The following is a 3,131-nucleotide window of genomic DNA, read 5'->3' on the forward strand; positions in this document are numbered from 1 at the left end:
GGGGAAGTTCGAGCTGGCGGGGCTGCTGCCGGGTGAGTACCTGATCAGCGTCAGCGTGTGGCAGCCGTCGCGGGCGACCCCGGACAAGCCGCAGCCGGCGACGCTGGTGAAGGGCAAGGACCTCGAGGGGGTGCGCATCGAGCTGCCGGCGACCGGCGAGGTGAAGGGCAGCGTGCGCGACGGCAAGGGCAACCCGATCCAGCGGGCCAACGTGTCGATGGGGAACGGGGTGCACTGGCAGAACACGGCGGCGGACGACCAGGGCAACTTCAAGTTCCCGTTCGTGGCGGCGGGCGAGTACCGGGTCACGGCGAGCAAGGGCTGGGGCGACGAGATGCGGGCGCCGGGGACCAGCGACGACGACGTGCAGGGCGAGAAGGTGACGGTGCGCGCGGGCGGGGTGGAGGACGTGAAGCTGGTGGTGGAGCGCAGCGACGGGCGCATCACCGGGGTGGTGCGCGACGCGGACGGCGGGGCGCTGGCGGACGCGTTCATCGAGGCGACGCGGGAGTCGGACAGCGCGGCGCAGTCGAGCGGGCAGGCGATGCGGATGGGGCGCTGGGGCAGCTTCTGGCAGACGCCGGAGCTGACGGACCCGGACGGGCGGTTTGTGCTGGAGGACCTGCAGGAGGGCAAGCACACGCTGCGGGCGCACCGCAAGGGCGGCGGCGAGGCGATCCTCGAGCACGTCGAGCTCGGCGGGGATGTCGTGCTGACGATCGCGGACGCGGGGCGGATGAGCGGGACGGTGACGCTGACGGGCGGGGGCGCGCCGGAGGAGTTCACGGTGACGCTGCGCGACGACACGACCGGGTTCTCGCGCAACGACCACTTCTTCCGCACCGGCGGGGTGTGGAGCCTGGAGGAGCTGCCGGCCGGGAAGTACAAGGTGCGGGTCGACGCGGGGCCGGGGACGGCGGAGGTCGAGGCGGCGATGACGGCGGGGCAGGACCTCGCCGGGGTGCGGGTCGAGCTGGCGCCGAAGGTGACGGTGCGCGGGAAGGTGGTGAACCTCGAGGGCGAGCCGGTGCCGGGGCTGCGGGTGTCGGTGGCGGCGGAGGGGGGCGGGTGGTCGTTCGGCGGGGCCGAGAGCGAGGAGAAGCTGCACATCACGGACGCGGCGGGCCGCTACGAGGTGGAGCACGCGCCGACGGGCAAGGTGCGGGTGATGGTGATGCCGCGCAACTGGGACGACAACGACTACGGGTGGACCAGCATGGCGAACTTCGTGCCGGCGACCGGCGACGCGGTCGAGCTGCCGGTGATCAAGGTGGCGAAGAAGCGGGTCAAGGAGGGCGAGGCGGCCGGCGACTTCGGCTACAGCTTCAAGATGCCGGAGCCGGGCGCGGACCCGCGGGAGCGGCGGCTGATCGTGGCGGTGGTCCGCCCGGGCAGCGCGGCGGCGACCGGCGGGATGAAGGTGGGCGACGAGATCGTGAGCGTCGACGGGCAGGACGTCGTGGGGGCCAACAGCTACCTGCTGAGCTCGCTGACGCAGGTGCTCGAGGGGACGGTGGTCAACTTCGGGCTCGCGGGCGGGGCGAGCCTGGCGATCCCGGCCGGCAAGCGGCCGTGACGACGCGCGGACATGTCCTTTTGGGCATGTCCGCGGGGCCAGGTCGGAAAGGACAGGCTCAGGCGGCGACGGCGAGCGGCGGGTTGGCGCGGCGCCAGCCGCCGAAGGCCTGCTCGATCGCGTGGGCGACGGCGATGGTGAGGCTGTCGTTGCCGCGGCGGGCGATCACCTGGACGCCGACGGGGAGGCCGCGGTGCCACAGGACGGGGACGGTGGTGGAGGGGAACTCGAGGACGTTGAAGAGGCCGGTGCAGACAAAATCGAAGGGGGTGAGCAGCGGCCAGGTGTGGCGCGGGGCGGGTCGGCTGTAGGGGGGGAAGAGGAGGACGCCGCGGGGGCCGAGGACCTGCTCGAGCTCGGCCTGGAGCAGCTTGCCGACGGCGACGAGCTCCTGTTTTTGCCCGGTGAAGCGGCTGGAGAGGTTCTCGAGGGCGACGACGATGATGGCGGGGAGGGTGTGGCGGGAGCGGCCGAGGAGGAGGCGGGCGAGCTCGCGGACGACGGCGATGGGGCGGTCGCCGCCGAGGATCTCCGAGTAGGGCTGGCTGCCGGAGAGGGACATCATGGCGCTCCAGATCGGGAAGGCCTGGCGCATGCGTCGGCTCTCGAGGTGGCCGATCGTGGCGCCGCGCTCGCGCAGGGCCTCGGCGGCGCGCTCGATGGCGAGGCGCATCGGCGCCCGGACCCACACGCGGCCGTTGCCGGTCATCGGGTACACGGTGACGCCGTGCAGGTCGATGGTGGAAGGATCGGGGAGGTCCCAGGGTTGCACGACGGCGTCGACGCCGTCGGGGCCGGCGAGCACGGAGAGGATCGGGTGCACGTCCTCGACGCGGCGGGTGAGCGGGCCGCAGACGAGGTAAGCGCTGAGCTCTCCGCTGGCGGCGGGCCAAAAGCCGGTGTTGGGGACCATGCGTCCGGTGGGCTTGTGGCCGACGCAGCCGCAGAAGGCGGCGGGGATGCGGATCGATCCGCCGACGTCGGCGCCGAGGCCGAAGGCGACGCCGCCGCTGGCGACGATCGCCCCCTCGCCGCCGCTCGAGCCGCCGGCGGTGCGGGCGAGGTCCCACGGGTTGCGCGTGCGGCCGTAGACGTCGTTGTAGGTCTCCATCCACAGGCCGCCCTCGGGCACGTTGGTGATGCCGACGAGGATCGCCCCGGCGCGGGCGAGGCGGGTGACGGTCTCGGCGTCGGTGTCGGCGCGGACGTGGCGGCGCGACCAGATGCCGGCGCTGAGCGGCATGCCGCGGGCGCTGATGTACTCCTTGGCGGTGTAGGGGAGGCCGAGCAGCGGCGGCAGCGACTCGGGGGGATCTTGCATGACCCGGCGCTCGGCGGCGCGGGCCTCGGCGCGGGCGGCGTCGTGACGCTCGGCGATCACGGCGTTGATGGCCGGGTTCACGTCGGCGATGCGGGCGATGAGCGCGTCGAGCAGCTCGACCGGGGAGAGCTTGCGCTGGCGGATCCAGCGGGCGAGCGTGACGGCGGAGCTGTCGAGGAGTTCGTGCACGCGCGCGAGTGTAGAGGAAACGCGGCGGCGCGCCAGCGCGCTCGC

2 protein-coding genes are annotated in these 3,131 nt (G+C 73.3%); one reads left to right on the plus strand and one right to left on the minus strand.

The features are described from left to right. On the plus strand, positions 1–1,576 hold a 1,576-nt coding region (locus tag KBB57_RS19990), incomplete at its 5' end, for a carboxypeptidase regulatory-like domain-containing protein (RefSeq protein WP_290754149.1). Positions 1,577–1,634: 58 nt separating this feature from the next. On the opposite strand, the gene KBB57_RS19995 is transcribed toward KBB57_RS19990, so the two are convergent. After that, on the minus strand, positions 1,635–3,131 hold a 1,497-nt coding region (locus KBB57_RS19995; protein ID WP_290754151.1), incomplete at its 5' end, for an amidase.

The organism is Amaricoccus sp. (assembly GCF_017993425.1).
GTDB lineage: Bacteria > Pseudomonadota > Alphaproteobacteria > Rhodobacterales > Rhodobacteraceae > Amaricoccus.